A 320-nucleotide genomic window follows, 5' to 3' on the forward strand; every position below is an offset into this window, starting at 1 on the left:
GGATTTCTTGGTAGGTGACGTGGACGGTGGTTTCGGTGATGCCGTACATGTTCACCAGCCGTGTGCGGGGCTGGGTGTAGCGCTCGAACCAGGTCTGCAGGTGCTTGGGCTCCAGTGCCTCGCCACCGAAGACGATCCACCGCAGGTCCGGCAGGGACGGGGCGGAGGACCGGGCAGCCTGCCCGACCAGTTCCCGGAACATCGAGGGGGTCTGGCTGAGGACCGTCACGTGCTCGTCCCGGAGGAGTTGCCACATGGCGTCGGCGTTGCGGGTGGTGTCGTGGCTGACGATGACGGCGCGGCCGCCGGTGGCCAGGGCG

The 320-nt window shown here is 68.1% G+C and carries 1 protein-coding gene; it reads right to left on the reverse strand.

Annotation, left to right across the window (positions count from 1 at the left end):
- A partial coding sequence (locus IF20_RS36955; RefSeq protein WP_199896937.1) for an AMP-binding protein occupies nt 1–320 on the reverse strand: 320 nt, incomplete at both ends.

It is taken from the genome of Streptomyces niger (genome assembly GCF_000718305.1).
Lineage (GTDB): Bacteria > Actinomycetota > Actinomycetes > Streptomycetales > Streptomycetaceae > Streptomyces > Streptomyces niger.